Here is a 22015-nt window from a genome sequence, read left to right as displayed (position 1 = left end):
GCGGTTAACCCCCCTAAAGGATGCAGTGATGAGCCTATGGCGTACCACCCCGAACATCGAGCAACTGAACGCGATCCAGAAAAACACCATCGGTGAGGTGCTGGACATCCGCTTCGAGTCCTTCGACGACGAATCCCTGACCGCTAGCATGGTGATCGACCATCGTACCCACCAACCCTATGGCCTGCTGCACGGCGGCGCCTCGGTGGTGCTGGCGGAAACGGTCGGCTCCATGGCCAGCTACCTGTGCATCGACGCCAGCAAGTTCTACTGCGTGGGCCTGGAGATCAACGCCAACCATCTGCGCGGCCTGCGTTCCGGCCGGGTGACGGCGGTGGCCAGGGCGATTCATATCGGGCGTACCACCCATGTCTGGGATATTCGCCTCTGCAGCGACGAAGGCAAGGCCAGCTGCGTATCGCGCCTGACCATGGCCGTGGTGCCGCTGGGGCAGACGCCGCCGGCACGTTGAGCGGTACCCATAGGCTGAAGCGGAGTGTCATCATTCTTGACCGTTACTGTCATTGCCGTCGGGCAATGGCGTGCGGACAATCAGCCATCGTTTTTTGTTCATGAGTTAGCCGGTATGTCGCAACAGGTGTTTTTCGCTCACGCCAACGGGTTTCCCTCGGGGACCTACGGCAAGTTGTTCGCCGCCCTGGCGCCCGAGTATCAAGTGGCGCACTTGCAGCAGCACGCCCACGATCCGCGCTTTCCGGCGGATGACAACTGGCTCAACCTGGTGGACGAACTGATCCACCATCTGCAACAGCAGGCCGAACCGGTGTGGGGCGTCGGCCATTCCTTCGGCGGCGTCCTGCACCTGCACGCGGCGCTGCGTTGCCCGGAGCTGTATCGCGGGGTGGTGATGCTCGACTCGCCGGTGCTGACCCGTGCCGATCAATGGGTGATTCGCGCCGCCAAGCGTTTCGGTTTTATCGACCGCCTGACCCCCGCCGGCCGGACCCTGGGCCGGCGCGAGGAGTTCAGCGACCTGGAGTCGGCGCGCAAGTATTTTGCCGGCAAGACCCTGTTCCGCGGCTTCGACCCCGAGTGTTTCGACGCCTACCTGCAACACGGCCTGCATCAGGTCGACGGCCGTTTGCGGCTGCGCTTCGACCCGGCCACCGAGATCAGCATCTATCGCGGCGTACCGCACACCAGCCCGGGCCGCCCCCGGCAGTTGAAGGTGCCGCTGGCGGTGGTGCGCGGGCGTCAGAGCCGGGTGGTGATGAAGCATCACGCCAGCAGTGTCGGGCGCATGCCCCATGGCGAATCCCTGAGCATGCCGGGCGGGCACATGTTCCCGCTGGAGCGCCCGCAAGACACCGCGGCCCTGCTGAAAAAACTCTTCAGCCGCTGGGAAACCCGCGCCGAACGGAGCTGCGCATGAGCGCCGCGGTGGAAGAAGTCCGCCTGAGCCTGCCGCATATCGAGCTGGCGGCCCACCTGTTCGGCCCCGAGGACGGTTTGCCGGTCATTGCCTTGCACGGCTGGCTGGACAACGCCAACAGCTTCGCGCGGCTGGCGCCCCGGCTGCGCGGCTTGCGCATCGTCGCCCTGGACATGGCCGGGCATGGCCATTCCGGGCACCGCCCCCTGGGTGCCAGCTATGCGCTCTGGGATTATGTGTATGACGTGTTGCAGGTCGCCGAGCAGTTGGGCTGGAAACGTTTTGGCCTGCTCGGGCATTCCCTGGGCGCGATCGTCTCGCTGGTGCTGGCCGGCTCGTTGCCCGAGCGGGTAAGCCACCTGGCGCTGATCGACGGGGTGATTCCGCCGACCGCCACCGGTGAGAATGCCGCCGAGCGCATGGGCATGGCCCTGCAGGCCCAGCTGGACCTGCGGGAAAAGCGCAAGCCGGTCTACGCCACCCTGGACCGCGCCATCGAAGTGCGGATGAAGGGCATGGTCGCAGTCAGCCGCGAAGCCGCCGAACTGCTCGCGCAACGTGGCCTGATGCCGGTTCCGGGGGGCTACACCTGGCGCAGCGACAGCCGCCTGACCCTGGCTTCGCCGCTGCGCCTGACCCAGGAACAGGCCATGACCTTCGTCCAGCGCCTGTCCTGTCCGACCCATCTGGTGGTGGCGGCCGACGGTATGCTGGCCAAGCACCCGGAGTTGCTGGAGCGGCTACCCTTTAGCCGGGAACAGCTGCCTGGTGGCCATCACCTGCACTTGAACGACGAAGCCGGCGCGAGCCTTGTTGCAGACTGTTTCAATAGGTTTTTCGCCGTTTCTTGACTTGCAGCGGGCAACTGTCGAGGCTGGGCGGGTTGAAATGGGAGACAACCATGATAGATCTCTACACCGCTGCGACCCCGAATGGCCACAAGGTCTCTATCGTGCTCGAGGAACTCGGCCTGCCTTATACGGTGCATGCCCTGAGTTTCGACAAGAAGGAACAAAAGGCTCCAGGCTTTCTCAAGATCAATCCCAATGGCCGGATTCCGGCGATTGTCGACCGCGCCAACGGCGATTTCGCCGTGTTCGAATCCGGCGCGATTCTCCTCTATCTGGCTGAACTCAGTGGGCAGTTGCTGCCCAGCGATCCCAAGGGCCGTTCCCGAGTGATCCAGTGGCTGATGTTCCAGATGGGCGGCATCGGCCCGATGCAGGGCCAGGCCAATGTGTTCTTCCGCTACTTTCCGGAAAAGCTCCAGGGCGCCATCGATCGTTACCAGCATGAAACCCGGCGCCTGTACGAGGTGCTCGACACCCGCTTGCAGGAGGTCGAATTCCTCGCCGGCGACTACAGCATTGCCGATATCGCCACCTTTCCCTGGGTACGCGGCCATGACTGGTCCGGGGTTCCGGTGGAAGGCCTGACGGCCCTGCAACGCTGGATGGCGACCCTCGAGGCGCGACCGGCGGTGCAGCGCGGGCTGCAGGTTCCGCAGCGTACGGATGACGCCAGTGTCATCAAGGGTGCCCAGGCCATGCTGATCCGATGAGAGCATCCATGCGTTTATTCAGTGTCCTGCTGCTGTCCTGTGCCAGCCCCTTGCTCCTCGCCGCCGACTTGCCCGGCAGCCATGACCTGCCGATCGTGCCGCGCATGCCTGACGCGCAGATCGTCGACTACCGTCCGGCGGCCGAGATGGAGCGGATCTATCCCATGGGCTCGATCCGCAAGATCAGCGGCCAGCTGCGTTTCGATGGCCAGGTCGGCGCGCGCGGCACCGCGACGTCGGTGACCTACGAGCTGCCGCCGGAGCATTCCTCGACCGCGGCCTTTACGGCTGCCCGCGAAGCCTTGCAGAAGCAGGGCGCCGAACTGTTGTTCTGGTGCCAGGCCCGGGATTGCGGGGAAAGCAGCCTGTGGGCCAACGAGGTGTTCGGCAACGCCAAGCTGTACGGCGCCGATGTCCAGCAGGCCTACCTGCTGTTGCGCCTGGCCGCGCCCAACGACAACTCGCTGGTGGCCCTGTACAGCATTACCCGTGGCAATCGCCGGGCGTACCTGCATGTCGAGCAGTTCGACGCCAGTACTCCCCTGGGCGAGTTGTTGCCGACCTCGGCTACTCTGTTGCGCCAGCTCAAGGACACCGGCGAACTGGACCTGCCCAAGCTCGGCGGCGAACCCCAGCCCACCTGGCTGACCTTGCTGTCACGCGGGTTGAACCTCGATGCCACCTTGCGGGTCAGTGTTTCCGGGCCGAATGCCGAAGCCTGGCGCCAGGCCCTGATCGGCCAGGGCGTGCGGGCGGCCCGCATGGAAACCGGCGGCAGCGAGGCCCCAGGCCTGCGCCTTGAGCTGCTGCGCTGAACTGTTGCATTGAACGGGCGCAGGCGAACGGGTGATCCGCCTTTCGCCTACGCTTGGTGAGTTGACCTTTCTCGAGATCCTACATGCTCAATAATGATCGCCTGTTGGTGCAGATCCTGCTTCTGGTGCTGTTCGGCGCCAGCTTCTGGGTCATGGCGCCGTTCTGGTCCGCGTTGTTCTGGGGGGCGGTCCTGGCGTTTGCCAGCTGGCCGCTGATGCGCCTGCTGACCCGCTGGCTCAATGGCCGCGAGTCCCTGGCCGCGGCCGTGCTGACCCTGGGCTGGATGCTGCTGGTGGCGGCGCCGCTGGTCTGGCTCGGTTTCAACCTGGCCGACCATGTGCGCGATGCCACCGCCTTTATCAAGGATGTGCAGGTCGACGGCCTGCCCGAAGCGCCGAGCTGGCTGGCCGGCGTGCCCTTCGTCGGTGAACGCCTGGTGGGGCTGTGGGACAGCATCGACCAGCAGGGCGCGGCGATGATGCTGGCGATCAAGCCTTACCTGGGGCAGGTCGGCAACTGGCTGCTGGCCCGCAGCGCGCAGATCGGTGGCGGGATCCTCGAACTGACCCTGAGCATCGTCTTCGTGTTTTTCTTCTATCGCGACGGCCCGCGCCTGGCGGCGTTCGTCCATGGGCTGCTGGAGCGCCTGATCGGCGACCGCGCCGGCTACTACATCGAGCTGGTGGCCGGTACGGTGCAGCGGGTGGTCAACGGTGTGATCGGCACCGCGGCGGCCCAGGCGATCCTGGCCCTGATCGGCTTCCTGATCGCCGGCGTGCCGGGCGCGCTGGTACTGGGGATTGTCACCTTCCTGCTCAGCCTGATTCCCATGGGCCCGCCGCTGGTGTGGATTCCAGCCACCGCCTGGCTGGCCTGGAAAGGCGAATACGGGATGGCGGTGTTCCTCGGTATCTGGGGCACCTTCATCATCAGTGGCGTCGACAACGTGCTCAAACCCTACCTGATCAGCCGGGGCGGCAACCTGCCGCTGGTGATCGTGCTGCTCGGGGTCTTCGGCGGGCTGATCGCCTTCGGCTTCATCGGCCTGTTCATCGGCCCGACCCTGCTGGCCGTGGCCTACAGCCTGTTGACCGACTGGAGCGCCAGCCAGGCGCGGGTCGAAGACAAGCGCTGATCCATGCAGAACGCGGGTATTCGTGCCCGCTCCTGTAGCCGCTGCCGAGCCTGCGAGACTGCGATCGACCGCGAAGCGCCGTAAAACCAGGCCATGCATTCTTCCAGGCAGAAACCTGATGCTCACAAACGCAGCATGGGTAGTCTGCCGGAGCTAAGGTGTTGACTGGTTTACGACCGCTACGTCGGAGTGCCGCCCAAGCCGATCGCAGCCTCGCGCTGCTCGGCAGCGGCTACGGTGACGGCGGCGCTCAGGCGGCGAGGTGTCGTGGGTATGTGAGCGTTGTACCGGTCGGTACACACCGGCGGTTCAGACGCGGGGCAGGCGCACCACGGTGGTCAGGCCACCGCCTGGGGTTTCTTCCAGGTGCAGTTGCCCGCCCAGGCGTTCGGCGGCCTCGCGGGCGATGGTCATGCCCAGGCCGACGCCACCGGAGTTGCGGTTGCGCGAGCCTTCCAGCCGATAGAAGGGTTCGAACACCGCTTCACGCTGGTCTTCGGCAATGCCCGGGCCGTGGTCGATGACCCGGATCAGCACCTGCTCGCGGCTGTCCTGCAGGCTGATGCGGGCATGCCCGGCATAGCGCAGGGCGTTGTCCAGCAGGTTGTTCAGGCAGGAACGCAGGGCCATCGGCTGCACTTGCAGGGGCGCGCAATGGCCGCTGGTCTGCACGTCGGCGCCCTGATCCTGGGCGTTTTCACAGAGCGATTCCACCAGCGCCTGCACATCCATCCACTGCACAGTTTCACTGGTGCGCTGTTCGTGCAGGTAGCTCAGGGTCGCGTCGAGCATGCTGATCATGTCGTCGAGGTCCTGGCGCATCTGGCCCTGCAGCCTGTGGTCTTCGATCTGTTCCAGCCGCAGCTTGAGGCGCGACAGGGGCGTGCGCAGGTCATGGGAAACCGCGCCGAGCATGCGCCCGCGCTGCTTGACCTGCTCCTGGATGCGCCGTTGCATCAGGTTGAAGGTGTGGGCCGCCTGCCGCGCTTCCCGCGGGCCGGACTCGTCCAGCGGCGGGCTGTCGAGGTCTTCGCTGAGGCGCTCGGCGGCGTCGCTCAGGCGCTGGATCGGTCGGGTCAGCAGCTTGGCACCGTACCAGGCGGCGATGATCAGCGAGATGAACTGGAAGGTCAGCGGTACGATCGGCCCGCCGAACCAGGGCCGCGGCGGCCGCGGTTCGAAGCGCCCGTTGCCGGGTTGTGGCTGGCCGCTGAATTCGCTGGCCGGCGGGCGTGGAGGCGGGCCGTAGAGGCGGAACCAGAAGAAGGCGAGCAGGTGGGCGAGCACGATCGCGATCAGCAACACCCCGAACAGGCGGCCGAACAGCGTATCGAAGCGCCCACGCATCAGCCGATGTCTCGGGCGTCGAACAGGTAGCCTTCACCGCGCACGGTCTTGATCAACTGCGGTGATTTCGGGTCGTCGCCGAGCTTCTGCCGCAGGCGCGAGACCAGCAGGTCGATGCTGCGATCGAAGGCTTCGATGGAGCGACCACGGGCGGCGTCCAGCAACTGTTCGCGGCTCAGCACCCGGCGCGGGCGTTCGATGAACACCCAGAGCAGGCGGAACTCGGCGTTGGACAGCGGTACGACAAGACCGTCGGCGGAGATCAGCTGGCGCAGCACGCTGTTCAGGCGCCAGTTGTCGAAGCGGATATTGGCCCGCTGTTCGGTGCGGTCGTCGCGGACCCGGCGCAGGATGGTCTGGATCCGCGCCACCAGTTCCCGGGGCTCGAAGGGCTTGGCCATATAGTCGTCGGCCCCCAGCTCCAGGCCGATGATCCGGTCGGTGGGTTCGCAACGGGCGGTGAGCATCAGGATCGGGATGTCCGATTCGTTGCGCAGCCAGCGGCACAGGGACAGGCCATCCTCGCCGGGCAGCATCAGGTCGAGCACCACCACGTCGAAGTGTTCCGCCTGCAAGGCCTGGCGCATCGCCGCTCCGTCGGTCACGCCGGTGGCGTGGATATTGAAGCGGGCCAGGTAGTCGATCAGCAATTCGCGGATCGGTATGTCGTCGTCGACGATCAGCGCCCGGGTGTTCCAGCGCTTGTCGTCACCCGTGCCAGGTGCTTTCTGATCGTCATTGAGGGGAGCTGGAGTGTTATGCATGCGTGCGATCATCTGCCAGGTAGGCTGCCTGCCACAAAGAGGGGCGGCGAGGTGGTGGCTTCAGCATAGGCGTCCGGCCCTGGGGCTGGAAGTGCTGTTCGGGAGTGTTGCGGCTGGCGAGGGTAGCCGGGCTGGTTGTTGCCGGCGTGTCGGGAGTGTATCGGGCTCGACACAATTGCCGCCAGGCTCGGGCATTTGCACGGTTTTGTCGCTACGCAAGCTGCCGTTGGCGATGAATTACCGATCATCGGGTCCCGGAGCGCCGTCGCTTGCGCTACAATCCGCGCCGATTTCGACTTGCCTGAGAGCCCCCTTCATGTCCGCTTGCCAGACTCCTATCATCGTCGCCCTGGACTTTCCCACCCGTGACGCCGCACTGAAACTGGCTGATCAGCTGGACCCCAAGCTGTGCCGGGTCAAAGTCGGCAAGGAACTGTTCACCAGTTGCGCCTCGGAAATTGTCGGCACCCTGCGCGACAAGGGTTTTGAAGTCTTCCTCGACCTGAAATTCCATGACATCCCCAACACCACCGCGATGGCCGTCAAGGCTGCCGCGGAGATGGGCGTGTGGATGGTCAATGTGCACTGCTCCGGCGGCTTGCGCATGATGGCGGCCTGCCGCGAAGTGCTCGACCAGCGCAGCGGCCCGAAACCGCTGCTGATCGGCGTGACCGTGCTGACCAGCATGGAGCGAGAAGACCTGGCTGGCATCGGCCTGGATATCGAACCGCAGGAGCAGGTGTTGCGCCTCGCCGCCCTGGCGGAAAAGGCCGGCATGGACGGTCTGGTCTGTTCGGCCCTGGAAGCCCAGGCGCTGAAGGCCGCGCACCCGTCGCTGCAACTGGTGACCCCGGGGATTCGTCCGGCGGGCAGCGCCCAGGACGACCAGCGGCGCATTCTCACCCCGCGCCAGGCGTTGGATGCCGGCTCCGATTACCTGGTGATCGGCCGTCCGATCAGCCAGGCGGCGGACCCGGCCAAGGCCCTCGCGGCCGTGGTGGCCGAGCTGGCGTAAGCGCGCTTCGCGCTATCGCGAGCAAGCTCGCTCCTACAGGGGACGCGTTTCCTGTAGGAGCGAGCTTGCTCGCGAAACAATCGACCAGCCAACGCCATTCAAAAAGCCTGTCTCAAACCTTCAATACCAGCTTGCCGAAGTTCTCGCCGCTGAACAGCTTCATCAGCGTTTCCGGGAAAGTCTCCAGCCCCTCGACAATATCCTCCTTGCTCTTGAGCTGCCCCTTGGCCATCCAGCCGGCCATTTCCTGCCCGGCGGCGGCGAACTGGGCCGCATAGTCCATCACCACAAAGCCTTCCATGCGCGCGCGATTGACCAGCAGCGACAGGTAGTTGGCCGGGCCTTTGACCGCTTCCTTATTGTTGTACTGGCTGATGGCGCCGCAGATCACCACCCGCGCCTTGAAGTTCAGGCGGCTGAGCACCGCATCGAGAATGTCGCCGCCAACGTTGTCGAAATACACATCGACGCCTTTCGGGCATTCGCGCTTGAGGCCGGCATGGACGTCTTCGCTCTTGTAGTCGATGGCCCCGTCGAAGCCCAGCTCATCGATCAGGAACTTGCATTTGTCCTGGCCACCGGCGATGCCGACCACCCGGCAGCCTTTGATCTTGGCGATCTGCCCGGCAATGCTGCCCACCGCGCCGGCCGCGCCCGACAGCACCACGGTTTCACCGGCCTTTGGCGCACCGACGTCCAGCAGGGCGAAATAGGCGGTCATGCCGGTCATGCCCAGGGCCGACAGGTAGCGCGGCAGCGGCGCCAGTTTCGGGTCGACCTTATAGAAGCCGCGCGGCTCGCCGAGGAAATAATCCTGCACGCCCAGGGCGCCATTGACGTAGTCGCCGACGGCGAAGCCGGGGTTGTTCGAGGCGATCACCTGGCCCACGCCCAGCGCACGCATCACTTCGCCAATGCCCACCGGCGGGATGTAGGACTTGCCTTCGTTCATCCAGCCGCGCATGGCCGGGTCGAGGGACAGGTATTCGTTCTTCACCAGGATCTGCCCGGCCGTCGGTTCGCCGACGGCAACCTGCTGGTAGGTGAAGGTTTCGCGGGTTGCCGCGCCCACCGGGCGTTTGGCGAGCAGAAACTGGCGATTGGTCAGGGTGGTCATGGCAGGCACTCGAGGATCAATGGAACCCTAGTTGATAGACCTTCAGCCCTGATGCCGCAAGGTTTGCCGCTGTAGCGAATAGGGCGCGATCCAGAGGCGTGATGGTCGTATGGCCGTCTTCATCACCAGCGCGGATAAGTGGGCAACCGGCCCTCTGATAGTGCTGCCGCGTGCCCGTTGCCTGTGCCTAGACTGGGCCAATCCGATCCATGCATTCCATCGAGGGCATCACCATGAGCATGACGTTTTCCGGCCAGGTCGTTTTGGTCACCGGCGCAGCGGCGGGTATTGGCCGGGCCACGGCCCTGGCGTTCGCCGCAGAGGGGCTGAAAGTGGTGGCGGCCGACCTGGACGTCGCCGGCGGCGAAGGCACGGTGCAATTGATTCGCGCCGCCGGTGGCGAGGCGTCGTTCGTGCGTTGCAACGTCACCGACGAGGCGGATGTGCAGAACCTGATGGCGCAGGTGGTAAGCCTCTACGGACGTCTCGACTATGCCTTCAACAATGCCGGGATCGAAATCGAGAAGGGCAAGCTGGCGGACGGCACCCTGGACGAGTTCGACGCGATCATGGCGGTCAACGTCAAGGGCGTCTGGCTGTGCATGAAGCACCAGTTGCCGCTGATGCTCGCCCAGGGCGGCGGGGCCATCGTCAATACCGCATCGGTGGCCGGTCTGGGCGCGGCGCCGAAGATGAGCATCTATGCCGCCTCCAAGCATGCGGTGATCGGCCTGACCAAGTCGGCGGCCATCGAGTACGCGAAGAAGAAAATCCGCGTCAACGCGGTGTGTCCGGCGGTGATCGACACTGACATGTTCCGCCGCGCCTACGAGGCCGATCCGAAGAAAGCCGAATTCGCCGCGGCCATGCACCCGGTCGGACGGATCGGCAAGGTCGAGGAAATCGCCAGCGCGGTGCTGTATCTGTGCAGCGACGGCGCGGCCTTCACCACTGGCCATGCACTGGCTGTCGACGGTGGCGCCACCGCCATCTGAGGCTCGCCTGCCTTATCGACGGCCCTGATGAACGAGTATTGCCAGGGCTGTACCGGATCGACCTCGACCATTCTGAAAACGACCTGAACGTAGCTTTTTGCCATTATTCCGACGCCAGAGACTTGTGCTCCAGTGCAGCCCGTTGCGAACCTGCAAAACTGGACAATGGCCCTGTCGCCATTGGGGACTGGAAGGGGACTGAGCGCAATGAATTCGGCCACGAACGGACGTTTTGCCAACCTCGGCATGGCGAAAAAACTGGGTGTCGGTTTCACCCTGGTGCTGCTTCTGACAGCGCTGGTGGCGGCCATAGGTGTCTGGTCCCTGCAGACCATCAGTCAGCGTTTCGATGGCCTCAAGCAGATGTCGTCGCTCAACAGCGGTCTGCTCAAGGTCCGCCTGCTCGAACAGAACTATGCCTTGCACGGCGACGCAAAAACCGCGGACGCCTTGCATGAGGGCGTCGATGGCCTGCTGGGGCTGGCGGCGCAGCTCAAGGAGCGCTCGGCGGCGAACGTGCCGGTGATGACCGACGTCGAGCAGGCGCTGGGGGCTTACCGCAAGGCCTTCGACGAGTTCGTCGAGCTGACCCAGGCCAAGGACCTGGCGCTGGAAATGGCCAGCTGGTCGGTGTCCAGCGTGGCCAACAACCTCGACGTACTGCAGGCCGGTCTGGCCGATGACGGCACCTATACGCTCAAGGAATCCGCCGGCAAGGAGGGCAGCGAGTTCGTCGAGCAGGCCAATCAGGTCAGCCAGGTCTCGCGCCTGATGCTGCAAGCCATGAACGAAGCCCGGGTGCGCCTGGACCAGAGCCGCAAGGGCGAGGAAGAGGTCGAGCAGGGCAAGATCGAGCAGGCCGACCAGGCCCTGGCCCAGGCCGAGCAGCTCAAGACCGTGGTCAAGGACGCCGGTTATCAGACCGTGCTCAACGAGGTGGTCGGGCATATCGGCGGCTTCAGCGAAAAGCTCGCTGAATACACCGGCTTGCTGGCGCAGGAGAAAAAGGTCTATCAGCAGCTGCACGAGCGCGCTGCGCAGGTGATGGAGCGGGTCGACCAGGCGTACGGCGCGCAGGATCAGTCGATGCAGGCGGAGCTGAGAAAGAACTCGCTGCTGATCGTCGCTTCGTCGGCCCTGGCATTGCTGGTGGGCGTGCTGGCGGCCTGGATCATTACCCGTTTGATCGTCACTCCGCTGCGCAGCGTGATGCGCGTGGCGCAGCAGATCGCCGCCGGCGACCTGAGCACGACAGTGGAAGTGACGCGCCGGGATGAAATCGGCCAGTTGATGCTGGCGATGCAACAGATGGGCAGTGGCCTGAGCGGTATTGTCAGCGGCTTGCAGGCGGGCATCGAGCAGTTGGCCAGCTCGGCCCAGTCGCTGTCGGCGGTGACCGAGCAGACCAATCTGGAGGTCAGCAGCCAGAAGGAAGAAACCGAGCAGGTGGCGACGGCAATGAACCAGATGACCGCCACCGTGCACGATGTCGCGCGCAACGCCGAAGAAGCGGCGCAAGCGGCGCAGACCGCCGACGACAAGGTCGAAAGTGGCCAGCAGGTGGTGCGCCAGAGCATGCAGCGCATCGAGCAGTTGGCGGATTCGGCCACCAGTGCCAGCTCCAGCATCGAAAGCCTCAGCGCCGAGATCCAGAACATCGGCACCGTGCTCAGCGTGATCAAGAGTGTCGCCGAACAGACCAACCTGCTGGCGCTGAACGCGGCCATCGAAGCGGCGCGTGCCGGCGAGCAGGGCAGGGGCTTTGCGGTGGTCGCCGACGAAGTGCGGGCCCTGGCCAAGCGCACCCAGCAATCCACCGAAGAGATCGAGCGCCTGGTCAGTGCCTTGCGCTCGGCGGCGCAGTCCTCGGTGCAGCAGATCCAGAGCAGCGGTGAACTGGTCAAGCTGGCGGTCAGCGATGCGCTGCAGACCGAAAGCGCGCTGGGCAGCATCGCCACGGCGGTGTCGCTGATTCAGCAGATGAACCAGCAGATCGCCGCGGCCGCCGAACAACAAAGCTCGGTCGCCGAAGAGATCAACCGCAGCGTCACCAGCATCCGCGCCAGCGCCGATCAGTCGTCACTGGCCATGCAGGGCAATGCAGCGTCGAGCATCGAGCTGGCGCAGTTGGGGGCGGAATTGAAGGGGATGGTCGGGCATTTCCGGTTGTAATGCCGCGGATGCTTGCTACAGGCTGCGCCGCCAGGGGCGCAGCCTTTATAGACCGTGCCGTGCGAGTTGCTCGCACGGCTGTTGCCGGTCAGTCGTAAATGGCTTTCTTCTTCCAGTCGGCGTCGGCTTCGACCACTTTCAGGCCTTCGGTCAATTGGTTGACCTCGCCTTCGACCGGCTGGGTGTTGGTCAACACCATCGCGTTGGAGCGGGCGAGGAGTTTTTCCAGGTACTCCAACTGTTCCCGATAGACCGCCGGGTCCGGCTGCTTGCGCAGGTACTGCACGCCACGCTCGAACGCCAGGCGCGCCTGGCCGGGTTGTTCCTGCTGCAGGGCGTACTGGCCGAGGTTGTTGAAGAACTCGATGTGCAGCAGCACCAGGATGTGGCGGATTTCCCTGATCCAGCGCTTGGCTTCGTTGGTTGGCAGGAAACCGTCCTGGGCGGCGCGCGTCACCTGGCCATGCAGGGCTTCCAGGAGAAAACGCACGTCCTTGGCCTTGGCTTCGGTCTGGATCGGGCAGGGCGGGTTGTTGACCGGAATCGATTCGCCCTGGCCGACCAGCGCGTTCAACTCGGCGATACGTGCCTTGAGCGCGGCATCGGACTTGTTCAGGTTCAACAGGCGCTGAACGACGTTGAGCTCCAGGCGGGTCATCAGCAGCTTGAGCGCCGGCGACATGAACTGGCCGGGGAAGGTCTCGGTGATTTCGCCGCAACGGCGCAGGCGGTCATTGAGTTCGACCTTGGTACGGGCCTTTTCCAGTTTGTTGTTTTCCACCACATGGTTCATGTAGCCAATGGCGATCAAAAGTACGATCCCGGCTACTACTAGCAGGGTGATCATGAGTGGTGTCACCGTGTAAGACCTCTTTCTGGGGTTCGCGTACGAGTGGCGAGTGTAGTGACTTAGCCTTGGGGCGCCTAGCGCAGGTCGACGAGCAGAAACAGGCCGATTCTCTGCTTATATAGGAAATGTCTGGCTGGTTTCATATTGCCATCACCTATGGATGTGGACTATAGCGCCTTGTCGAGTGTCAGAATATAGGCGTCAAGGCACAGGCTGCACAAATGCCCGAAAGGGCTCGCAAACCACCCCGAAGTCATTGATTTAAATAAATTTATATCAGGGGGTTGACGACCCTCCAATCCATCCATAGAATGCGCGCCACTTGCAGCGTAAAGCACACAGCGAAACGCGGCAGGGAGTGAATGTTGTAGTGTGTCCCCTTCGTCTAGTGGCCTAGGACACCGCCCTTTCACGGCGGTAACAGGGGTTCGAGTCCCCTAGGGGACGCCAATGCGGGAATAGCTCAGTTGGTAGAGCACGACCTTGCCAAGGTCGGGGTCGCGAGTTCGAGTCTCGTTTCCCGCTCCAATTTTAAACGGCACTGCTTTCGGGCGGGGCTGAGTGAAACCAGAACCAAGTCTTCGGATGCGGATCTGGACACCGAAACACACACCATGTGTTCCGGGTAGCGTGTCCCCTTCGTCTAGTGGCCTAGGACACCGCCCTTTCACGGCGGTAACAGGGGTTCGAGTCCCCTAGGGGACGCCATTTGCGGGAATAGCTCAGTTGGTAGAGCACGACCTTGCCAAGGTCGGGGTCGCGAGTTCGAGTCTCGTTTCCCGCTCCAAACATAGAGCTACAGATTCTCAAAGGTCTGTAGCTCATCGAAAAAGGGTCCCATTCGGGACCCTTTTTTCGTTTCTGTCGGCAGTGGCCGAGCTTCGGTCCATTTGTCCCCTGTAGCGCGGGATGGCGCTGTTTTTCCCCTTGTCCTGTACGCTGGCGCAGTCCTGTTCAGCGCCTGCATGCTCCCGACCGTGCGCCCAACCTTTGTGAGTGTGCGTTTGGCACGGGGTTTGCGACGGTCTGGGCCTGATTGACCATCGATAGCGTGGTGCAACCTTTAAATGAGTATCTGCGTGGCGACAACTAAGGGTAATTGGCGGGCAGTCATCGCACTGGCCTTGGCGGCCTTTGTGTTCAACACCACGGAGTTTGTTCCCGTCGGGCTGTTGAGCTCGATCGGCAGCAGCTTCGATCTGTCGACGGACCGGGTCGGCCTGATGCTCACCCTCTATGCCTGGATCGTGTCCCTGACTTCGCTGCCGGTCATGCTGCTGACGCGCAACGTCGAGCGGCGCAAGCTGTTGCTCGTGCTGTTCGGGATGTTCATCGTCAGCCACATCCTGTCGGGGCTGGCCACGAGTTTCGGCATGCTGTTGCTGAGCCGGATCGGTGTGGCCCTATCTCATGCGCTGTTCTGGTCCATCACCGCATCCCTGGCGGTGCGTCTGGCGCCACCGGGAAAGCAGGTCCAGGCACTGGGCCTGCTGGCCACCGGTACCTCCCTGGCGATGGTGCTGGGTATTCCCCTCGGCCGGTTGCTGGGCGAGGCCATGGGTTGGCGCACCACCTTTATCGTGATTGCTGGCCTGGCCACTGTGCTGGTGTTCTGGCTGGCCAGGAGCTTGCCGTTATTGCCCAGCCAGAACTCGGGCTCTCTCAGGAGCCTGCCGGTATTGTTCAAGCGGCCTGCGTTGGTGGCGCTCTATGTGTTGACAGCCCTGGTGGTCACCGCGCAGTTCACTGCCTACAGCTACATCGAGCCTTTCATCAAGGTGGTCGCCGGCTTGAGTGGCGATGTGGTGACCCTGATCCTGCTGCTGTTCGGCGGTGCCGGTATCTTCGGCTCGCTACTGTTCAGCAGGTTTCACCGCTACAGCCCACAGCGCTTTCTGCTGGTGACGGTGGCCTTGCTCATCCTGTGCCTGGCCTTGCTGCTGCCGTTGAGCGGGGAGGTTTCGTATCTGGGTGGGCTCAGCCTGATCTGGGGGATGGCGATCATGGGCTTCGGGCTGGCGCTGCAATCCAGGGTCCTGGTGCTCGCTCCGGACGCGACCGATGTGGCAATGGCGCTGTTTTCGGGGATCTACAACATCGGCATCGGTGGCGGCGCACTGCTTGGCAGCTGGGTAGGGGGCCAGCTCGGGTTCGCCTATATCGGCTTGGCCGGTGGCTTGCTGGCGACCTTGGCGCTGCTGTCCTACTGCGCATCCATCTACCGCCTCACCCGGTCCAGCGTTTCGGGTGTCGACCCTGCTGAGGCCGCGGTCGAGAAGTAGAGCACGGGAGGAGGGCGCAGAGAGGGGCCAGATAAAAAGAGAGGGGCAATGATTCGGCTGAATCATTACCCCCCTCTTTTTCACTCAGACAACAAGCCCTGCTCCCCTATGACGAGGGGCAGGGTTTCTGCTCTTAGAACTGCAGGCCAACCGGCTGCACTTTGGCCGCTTCACCAAAGACGCTGTTGTTGGATTGCAATTCCGACCAGGAGTTGATGCCGACCAGGCCACCGTAGAATTGTCCGGCGGAGGCAGAGCCATCGACTTTGCCACCTGCTGACGACTGGTACATCTTGGCGAAGTTCATTCCCGCCAGCCCGCCCAGGCGCGCGCCATAACCGCCGCTGACGTCACTGGTGGTTGTGGAGTTGCGGATCTCCCCTTCATTCGACCCGGCCATACCTCCCACGCTGCTATAGCGACCGCCTTTGGCCGAGCCTTTGGCGAAGGAGTTGGTGACTTTGCCCTGTTGTCTGCCGACCAGGCCGCCGACCTGGCTATTGTCGCCACCGCTCACCGCGGCGGATGCCGTGGAGTTGGTGATATCGCCACGTTGGTTGTAACCAACCAGGCCGCCGACCATGCTGTCGTTGCCGCTGCTCACCGTGCCGGATGCCGAGGCGTTGGTGATACGGCTATCCTCGTAGTGGCCCACCAGACCGCCGGCCAGGTTATTGCCGATGCCGGTCACCGTGGCGGATGCAGAAGCGTTGGTGATGTCGGTATTTTTGCTGTAGCCGACCAGGCCGCCGATCTGGCTTCCGCTGCCGCTGGTCACTGTGGTGGATACCGATGAGTTGGCGATATCGCTATTCTGGCTATAGCCGACGAGGCCACCGATAAAGGTGTTATTGCCACCAGTAACGGACATCGAGGTGGAAGATGCGTTGGCGATGGAGGAGTCTTCGCTAAAACCGATCAGTCCGCCGACCTTCGCCTTGCGGTCGCCATTCACCGCGCCAGAGACGGTCACGTTATCGATATGGCTGTTCTGGCTGTAGCCAATCAGACCACCCACATTGCTATCGTACAAACCTGACACATTGCCTTTGGCCGAGCTGTTGCTGACCGAGCTGTCCTGGTTCAGGCCGATCAGGCCACCGATATTGGCAGTCCTGCCGCCTTTTACCGTGCCGGAGAACGAGGCGTTATCGATGCGGCCGCCCTGGTTGTGGCCAATCAGGCCGCCTACATTTTTACCATACAGGTCGGACACGCTGCTGCTGGAAGAGCTGTTGGCGATCGCCCCCCCCTGATTCTTGCCCACCAGGCCGCCAATCGCTTCCGTGCCGTTGCCGGTTACCTCGCCACTGGCGTGAGAGTTGGTCAGAGAACCCAGGTTGGAGCCGACCAGGCCACCGATCCGACGCGCCTGGCTACCCGAGATATGAGTGCTGGAGCTTGAGTTGGTGATGCTGCCAGCCCCAGTATTCTCACCGACCAGGCCACCGATGTTCAGGTTGGCGGCGGCAAGGCTGATCGTGCCGGTGCTGGAGGCGTTGGCGATGACCCCGCGGTTCGAGCCCACCAATCCACCTGCGTTTCTGATATCACTGTTCATTTGCCCCCTGAGGTTGATATCGGCATGGCTATTGGTGATTCTCGCCACGCCGCCGGAGCTGGAGACGTTTTCGGCCACCAGGCCACCCATTGCATAGGTGTACTTGTTGCCGATCACCAGGCCGCTGGCCGAGGAGTTGGCGATGTCGCCGTTCAGGTTGAGAGCGACCAGGCCACCCAGGGTGTTGAAGTGAGACGCCCCGGTCACCCGTACATCCTTGGCCTTGACGTTGCGGATGCTACCCATGTTCATCGCGGCAAGGCTGCCGACCTGGGTGTTGTAGTCCTTGGAATCGGCGCCGCTGGCTGAAATGCGTTCGAGGTTCAGGTTGCTGATCTGCCCCAGGTTTGCGCTGAACAGCCCGACAAAGGCACCGGTGCCATAGATCGACAGGTCGCTGATGGTATTGCCCAGGCCATCGAGCTTGCCGGTGAAGGCGCTTTTTTCGCCAAGCGTCTTGAAGCGGCCTTGGCCGGTGATCTGGTTACCCAGTACATAACGGCCAGTCATGTCGTTTTCGATATCGCGCAGCTGCTTCAGGTTCTGCACCACCTGATAGGCCTCGCCGTTGGCGCTGAAGCGGGCATCCGCACCGGAGAGGGTGACGCTCTTGTCATCCTTGAGGCTGTGGCCGTTTTTGGAATTCAGCTCCAGGCTGGCTCCCGATCCGCTCAACGCGACATTGTCATTCAGGCGGATGCCGCCCTGCGCGGCATTCAGGGCTAGGGCCGCGCCGGCGCCGGTGGCATTCAATGCCGCATTCACCTGGACGTCACCGCGTTCGGCGGTCAGGCCGAGCTTGTTGCCGCTGTTCCAGGAAACCGCCTGGTTGACCGACAGGTTGCCCTTGCTGCTCAGTTCGACGTTGGTCCGGGCCAGGTTCTGGGCCAGGGTATCGGCATGCAGGGTCGGGGCAGCGCCGGTGGTGCCACCTGTTGCACTGTTGCCGTTGAGGCCGCCACCGATGACCAGGCCGCGGGTGCTGTTGTCTACCTTGGAAACGCTCACCTCGTCCGAGAGGATCTTCCAGGTACCGGTCGATCCCTTGTCGGCGCGGGTGTCCACTTGCGCGGCCAGTTGCACTTCGACCCGGGCACCGCGGTTTTCCACCACGCCACCGTTGCCCTGGCCTCCCAGGGCGCTGGCGTCCTGGCGTCCGGCTACCTGGACGATACCGTTGTCGCCACCGTCGAGGACTATCTTGCCGGCCTTGTTCTGCAAGGTCTTGGCCTCGATCACGCCCTGGTTGCTCACCACGTTTTTCAGCAGGCTGCTGGCGCTGCTGGCGGTCATCAGCACCTGGCCGCCGTCGGCCTTGAGCAGGCCACCGTTCTGCACCAGGGCATCCACCGCGGCACCGTTCACCTGCAGGTTGAGCAGGCCGTTGCCGTCGAAGTTGACGCTGAAGTCCTTGCCCGCGCCCAGCGCGACGCTACCCATTTGCGCCTGGATCACCCCGCTGTTGCTGACCTGTGCGCCGAGCAGGGCGACGCTGCCGCCTTCGCTGGCGGTGATCTGGCCGGCGTTGCTCACCGCAGCGCTGGAGTCGCCGGCGAAGTGATAGGTGCCGTCGAGGAAGTCCTTGTCGCTGATGTTCTGCGTGGAGGCCACCAGGCCGCCGACGTTGACCTGGGCGGATTTGCCAAAGACCACGCCATTGGGGTTGATCAGGAACACCTGGCCGTTGGCGTCGATGCGGCCCTGGATATCACTGCCGTTGGTGCCGACCACTCGGTTGAGGGCGACCGACTGGCTACCGGGCTGATGGAAGCTGACGCTTTCGTCGCCGGCGACGCTGAAGTCGTTCCAGTGGGTGATCAGCTTGTTGCTCTGCTGCTCGACGGTCATTTGCTTGCCGTCGCTGGTGGTGTGAATGCCGGCCTCGCCCGCGACTATCGCCGCTCCTCCCGGCAGGGCGAAGGCCGGGGCCTGAGCCAGCAGGCCCAGCAGCGAGAAGCCGGCGGCGATCACGACCTTGAGCCGGCTTGATTTGCCTCGGCGTCGGGTGCCTTCGCTGGCGACGTTCCAGCAACCAGTGGCCTGGTTCCAGATCAATGCATAACTTTTGTTCATGGTGCATCCTCTAAGTGAATACTCTGCTGGTCCCCCCAGCAGAACGGGTACTACGGGTGTGGAGCGGGAATGACGGCCTGCTCCGAGCGATCGTGAAAGACGGTGTGTCAGTCCTCCCAAGCCATGGGGGAAGGAGGGAAGAACGCTTGGTCCGTCGGGTGCTGCGCCAATACGCAATCGCGGGCTGTTTCTCTCAACCAAATTGGATTTCGTGCACTTGGGACCGATTGTTTGGATGGGGTATGAAAAACCTTTATCGAGTCATGGGCTTTAAAGGGGGTTCCATACTTTCGATGTTCGATTGACTTGTTTGCTTCAAGCATTAATTGGCGCGGCTGTGGAGCCTTCTGGGAGTTGCTTGTATTTGCTGGTTGGGCCGGGGTGATTAATTAAGCAAAAGGCAGGGGGCAAAAAAACCAGAACTTTCTTAACTGGTGGTTAGCCCTTTCCTGTTTGAATGGGGAGGCAGGAGGCTCTTGCTCGCTGCTGTTGAGGCTTGTCCTGCCTCACGCTGTAAAAGGGCCGCATTGACGGGCTTTGTGCCATACCCCGCGCTGCTTTTGTTTTGGCTGCATGCTCGGACCGCTTCTGGCTAGCCTCTTTTTTGGAGGCGAGGCGCGGCGGTATTGGGAAGTTTCAGTGTCGCTGAAAGTTTTGCGTGGTGATTGTTGGAATTGAGGTTCGGATATAAATGATGGGGCGGTTATTTGTCTTGAGGGAGTCGACTTATATTCGCTTGATCTCCAGATTTTTATATTGCGTTTGTTTTTGTCGGTAGTCAGGTCGATGGGGCATGAAGTTAGCAGTCATATTATTTAAATAACGGCCGCACATTCATATCGACCTGAAAATTCAGGGTTGCAAATACCCAAGGAGTCGTCCTTGGGGGGCGCTGCCTGTGCTTACGATTTCCGCGCTGGATATTGGCGCGACGGCCCAGAATCGGGGGGATTTTGAGAATCGTCCTACTGATAATAAGAATTATCTCATGTAAATTTCCTCCCCCCGATCCATTCGAACGTTACTCATATCGGCACAGTGGCCTTATCGCGCCATCGATATTTTTCACTAAGGCGAAACACTGGGCCTCAGCCGTTCGATTCACACGGAGTAGAGCATTTACCGTGAAGATTCCAGTCATCGCCGGAGTGATTCTGGCCAGCTTGTCCCTGCTTTTTTCTACCTCTTCCCAGGCTGGCATCAATCTGGAAAACACCCGTGTGGTGCTTGCGGCACCGAGCAAGGAAGCCTCCCTGGTGATCAAGAACAGCGCGGCCGAGGACCTGATGTTCCAGGCCTGGATAGAGGGGGCTGACAAGAGCGAGGATGTGCCCTTCGCCCTCACCCCGGTGCTCAAGCGCCTGAGTGGCGAGCAGCAGCAAGTGCTGCGCATCCTCTACAGCGGCAAGGGCTTGCCGACCGACAAGGAGTCGGTGTTCTGGCTGAACGTGCGCGAGGTCCCGCAAAAGTCCCGGGAGGACAATACCCTGCAAATCGCCGTGCAGCAGCGTCTCAAGCTGTTCTACCGGCCAGCCGGGCTACCGGGAAAGGTCGTGCAGGCCCCGCAACAGCTCAAGTGGCGGCTGCTGGCCAAAGACGGCAAACCCTATCTGGAAGTGACCAATCCATCGGCTTTCCATCAGTCTTTTGCCGCGATCACGTTGCGGATGGGAAGCAAGAGTTTCACTGCACCGATCGATATGGTCGCGCCGACCACCACTGCCCAGGTCGAGATTCCCGAACTGCCGAACGGCGTCCAGGCCAACGACCTCAAGGTTGAATTCGAAGTCATTGGTGATTACGGCGGAATCCTCAAATACGACAGCACTATCTCCGGCTGAGGTTTGGCGTCTTTTTGGTAGCGACGGAAACTTTCTTGCTACTTCTTTTGGCCATCATCGATTTGTACTCGGACACTTAACGGGGCGTGGGAAGGAATTCTATTTATATGCGAAAACTGGTACTTGTCTTGATGTTTTTATCCGGTCTGTTTGTTCGGGAGGCGTTTGCAATTTGTACGTATCCGGATATCCCGCGAGCGCTGGACATCGTTTTACCCTCTCAGGCCGCCATTAAGGAAGCTCCTATTGGAGGGGAACTTGCCAGGCATGAGGTGAGGCTCTGGAGTGGTTCTTTTACGTGCTCTGATGATTACCAGGAGCTCACTATCCGCATCAGTACTGCACTGAAACCATCGGCGATACCTAAGGTTTATGAAACAGGTGTCAAAGGCCTTGGCGTTCAATTCTGTTTGAACTGGTGGGGTTCTTTGGTGTGTCCTTTCTATAGCCAGGGGCTTCATAACTTGGGAGGTAAGGCGCTCCCTTCGTATCTAGTAACGAGGATCATCCGCACGGGCCGCGATGTAGAGTCAGGAAAAAGTGTACCCATGGCGTTCACCATAGATTGGGTAGCCGGAGGTGCTGCCCTTCAGGTCAAAGGGCAAGGCACTACCGAACTGGTCAACGATGTGTATTTTTCCGGATGCGAGTCGGTGGGCGCGGCGGTCAATGTGCAGATGGGTAAACAAACCATCCAGCACATCAAGAATGGTAGCGCCAGGGAGGTGCCGTTCAACTTCGATGTGCGCTGTAGCGGGTTGACGTCTGGTGCAAAAGTTCCGGTGAAAGTCTACTTCGAAGGCACCTCCCAGGCCGACGGCATGCTCAAGCTTTCCAATCTGGGCCAGTCCGGTGTCGCATCGGGGGTGGGAATTTCCCTGGTCAACGACAAGGGCGTCAAGTTGCCGTTCGACATCGCCCGATCCGTCGCTCTCGACTGGAACAGGGATGCTGCCGATGGCTCCATTTACCGATTCTCCGGCAAAGCCAAGTACGCTCCGACAGGGGACGAGATGAAACCGGGCAAAGGCGATGCGACCATGAGCTTCGTTATCAACTACAACTGATTGCTATTGGCGGCGGGCACAAATCC

At 62.2% G+C, this 22015-nt stretch carries 17 protein-coding genes, 4 tRNA genes and 1 pseudogene; 17 read left to right on the top strand and 5 right to left on the bottom strand.

Annotated elements, in window-relative coordinates; all coding sequences use genetic code 11:
* The first annotated feature begins 28 nt into the window (after positions 1 to 28).
* The 6 genes from NRG23_RS10430 to NRG23_RS10405 all read left to right on the top strand — a co-directional run bounded on the left by NRG23_RS10430 (position 29) and on the right by NRG23_RS10405 (position 4905).
* Complete coding sequence (locus NRG23_RS10430) at positions 29 to 472, top strand: hotdog fold thioesterase (RefSeq protein ID WP_007931583.1); 444 nt, start codon at positions 29 to 31, stop codon at positions 470 to 472.
* Between the two features lie 114 nt (positions 473 to 586).
* Positions 587 to 1393 (top strand): alpha/beta fold hydrolase, encoded by an 807-nt coding sequence (locus tag NRG23_RS10425; protein WP_009047789.1) that lies wholly within the window; start codon positions 587 to 589, stop codon positions 1391 to 1393.
* The gene (locus tag NRG23_RS10420; RefSeq protein WP_009047790.1) at positions 1390 to 2244 is read left to right on the top strand and encodes an alpha/beta hydrolase; all 855 of its coding nucleotides are present in this window, start codon (positions 1390 to 1392) and stop codon (positions 2242 to 2244) included. The genes NRG23_RS10425 and NRG23_RS10420 overlap by 4 nt, the downstream gene beginning before the upstream one ends.
* 50 nt (positions 2245 to 2294) lie before the next feature.
* A complete protein-coding gene (locus tag NRG23_RS10415) occupies positions 2295 to 2954 on the top strand; it encodes a glutathione S-transferase family protein (protein ID WP_103331295.1) in 660 nt (219 codons plus the stop codon).
* Between the two features lie 8 nt (positions 2955 to 2962).
* A complete protein-coding gene (locus tag NRG23_RS10410) occupies positions 2963 to 3769 on the top strand; it encodes a DUF4892 domain-containing protein (RefSeq protein ID WP_038631081.1) in 807 nt (268 codons plus the stop codon).
* A gap of 83 nt (positions 3770 to 3852) precedes the next feature.
* Positions 3853 to 4905, top strand: a complete 1053-nt coding sequence (locus tag NRG23_RS10405; protein ID WP_009047793.1) for an AI-2E family transporter — start codon at positions 3853 to 3855, stop codon at positions 4903 to 4905.
* 309 nt (positions 4906 to 5214) lie between these two features.
* Here NRG23_RS10405 and NRG23_RS10400 read toward each other — a convergent pair whose 3' ends face one another.
* Together NRG23_RS10400 and NRG23_RS10395 are read right to left on the bottom strand one after the other, a co-directional pair.
* A complete protein-coding gene (locus NRG23_RS10400; protein WP_257374602.1) occupies positions 5215 to 6252 on the bottom strand; it encodes an ATP-binding protein in 1038 nt (345 codons plus the stop codon).
* Positions 6252 to 7016, bottom strand: a complete 765-nt coding sequence (locus NRG23_RS10395) for a response regulator (protein WP_009047795.1) — start codon at positions 7014 to 7016, stop codon at positions 6252 to 6254. Before NRG23_RS10395 ends, NRG23_RS10400 begins: the two co-directional genes overlap by 1 nt.
* Positions 7017 to 7332: 316 nt before the next feature.
* On the opposite strand from NRG23_RS10395, the gene pyrF reads away from it, so the two are divergent.
* Complete coding sequence (gene pyrF, locus NRG23_RS10390) at positions 7333 to 8031, top strand: orotidine-5'-phosphate decarboxylase (RefSeq protein ID WP_007931610.1); 699 nt, start codon at positions 7333 to 7335, stop codon at positions 8029 to 8031.
* A gap of 112 nt (positions 8032 to 8143) precedes the next feature.
* On the opposite strand, the gene NRG23_RS10385 is transcribed toward pyrF, so the two are convergent.
* Complete coding sequence (locus NRG23_RS10385) at positions 8144 to 9148, bottom strand: NADP-dependent oxidoreductase (RefSeq protein ID WP_257374601.1); 1005 nt, start codon at positions 9146 to 9148, stop codon at positions 8144 to 8146.
* 233 nt (positions 9149 to 9381) lie between these two features.
* Between NRG23_RS10385 and NRG23_RS10380 the strand changes: the two genes are divergently transcribed.
* The 3 genes and pseudogenes from NRG23_RS10380 (at position 9382) to NRG23_RS32810 (ending at position 12315) form a co-directional block, all read left to right on the top strand.
* Positions 9382 to 10143, top strand: coding sequence for an SDR family oxidoreductase (locus NRG23_RS10380; RefSeq protein WP_038583874.1), 762 nt, complete (start codon positions 9382 to 9384; stop codon positions 10141 to 10143).
* 165 nt (positions 10144 to 10308) lie between these two features.
* Positions 10309 to 11403, top strand: a pseudogene (locus NRG23_RS32815) (methyl-accepting chemotaxis protein); the annotation flags it as partial.
* A 30-nt stretch (positions 11404 to 11433) separates the two neighbouring features.
* Positions 11434 to 12315, top strand: coding sequence for a methyl-accepting chemotaxis protein (locus NRG23_RS32810; protein WP_371858165.1), 882 nt, complete (start codon positions 11434 to 11436; stop codon positions 12313 to 12315).
* Between the two features lie 88 nt (positions 12316 to 12403).
* On the opposite strand, the gene NRG23_RS10370 is transcribed toward NRG23_RS32810, so the two are convergent.
* Positions 12404 to 13162 carry a hypothetical protein gene (locus NRG23_RS10370; protein ID WP_041987207.1) on the bottom strand — a complete coding sequence of 253 codons (759 nt, stop codon included), beginning with the start codon at positions 13160 to 13162 and terminating at the stop codon, positions 12404 to 12406.
* A gap of 377 nt (positions 13163 to 13539) precedes the next feature.
* Here NRG23_RS10370 and NRG23_RS10365 point away from each other — a divergent pair.
* The 5 genes from NRG23_RS10365 to NRG23_RS10345 all read left to right on the top strand — a co-directional run bounded on the left by NRG23_RS10365 (position 13540) and on the right by NRG23_RS10345 (position 15447).
* A tRNA-Glu gene (locus tag NRG23_RS10365) sits at positions 13540 to 13615 on the top strand.
* Between the two features lie 2 nt (positions 13616 to 13617).
* Positions 13618 to 13693 (top strand) — tRNA-Gly (locus NRG23_RS10360).
* A gap of 104 nt (positions 13694 to 13797) precedes the next feature.
* Positions 13798 to 13873, top strand: a tRNA-Glu gene (locus tag NRG23_RS10355).
* Positions 13874 to 13876: 3 nt separating this feature from the next.
* A tRNA-Gly gene (locus NRG23_RS10350) sits at positions 13877 to 13952 on the top strand.
* A gap of 280 nt (positions 13953 to 14232) precedes the next feature.
* Positions 14233 to 15447: a sugar transporter gene (locus NRG23_RS10345; RefSeq protein WP_257374600.1), complete on the top strand. Its 1215-nt coding sequence runs from the start codon at positions 14233 to 14235 to the stop codon at positions 15445 to 15447.
* Between the two features lie 133 nt (positions 15448 to 15580).
* Here the strand turns inward: NRG23_RS10345 and NRG23_RS10340 are convergent, their stop codons facing one another.
* Positions 15581 to 19081, bottom strand: coding sequence for a GLUG motif-containing protein (locus tag NRG23_RS10340; protein ID WP_257374599.1), 3501 nt, complete (start codon positions 19079 to 19081; stop codon positions 15581 to 15583).
* A gap of 1124 nt (positions 19082 to 20205) precedes the next feature.
* On the opposite strand from NRG23_RS10340, the gene NRG23_RS10335 reads away from it, so the two are divergent.
* Positions 20206 to 20922 (top strand): molecular chaperone, encoded by a 717-nt coding sequence (locus NRG23_RS10335; RefSeq protein ID WP_038631098.1) that lies wholly within the window; start codon positions 20206 to 20208, stop codon positions 20920 to 20922.
* A gap of 107 nt (positions 20923 to 21029) precedes the next feature.
* Entirely contained in the window at positions 21030 to 21989 is a 960-nt protein-coding gene (locus NRG23_RS10330) for a fimbrial protein (RefSeq protein WP_110176030.1), read from the top strand.
* Positions 21990 to 22015: the final 26 nt, after the last annotated feature.

Source organism: Pseudomonas sp. T8 (assembly GCF_024610635.1).
Lineage (GTDB): Bacteria > Pseudomonadota > Gammaproteobacteria > Pseudomonadales > Pseudomonadaceae > Aquipseudomonas > Aquipseudomonas chlororaphis_I.
Note: the sequence above shows the minus strand (reverse complement) of the source record. Positions and strands in the feature narration are given on the sequence as shown.